The sequence below is a fragment of the Streptomyces sp. SP17BM10 genome (assembly GCF_036322405.1).
GTDB lineage: Bacteria > Actinomycetota > Actinomycetes > Streptomycetales > Streptomycetaceae > Kitasatospora.
In genome coordinates this window covers 1-340 of record NZ_JAQYXB010000513.1, presented here as the reverse complement: position 1 = coordinate 340, position 340 = coordinate 1, and the positions used below count along the sequence as shown (strand labels likewise).

The 340-nt window shown below is 60.3% G+C and carries 1 rRNA gene; it reads left to right on the top strand.

The window, feature by feature from the left end:
• Window positions 1-2: 2 nt before the first annotated feature.
• Window positions 3-340 (top strand): 23S ribosomal RNA (locus PUR71_RS09330); the annotation flags it as partial.

The following is a 340-nucleotide window of genomic DNA, read 5'->3' as shown; positions in this document are numbered from 1 at the left end:
GTCGGTGGATGCCTTGGCTCTTGGAACCGTTGAAGGTCGTGGGAGGACGCGATAGGCCCCGGGGTGCTGTCAACCGAGCTTTGATCCGGGGGTGTCCGAATGGGGAAACCCGGCTGTCGTCATGGGCTGTCACCCGCTGCTGAACACATTGGCAGTGTGGAGGGAAAGCGGGGAAGTGAAACATCTCAGTTCCCGCAGGAAGAGAAAACAACCGTGATTCCGGGAGTAGTGGCGAGCGAAACTGGTTGAGGCTAAACCGTTTTGGTGTGAGACCCGGCAGGGGTTGCCATTGCGGGGTTGTGGGAGTGAGCTTCAGTCGTCTGCCGGCGGCTGGGCGAGT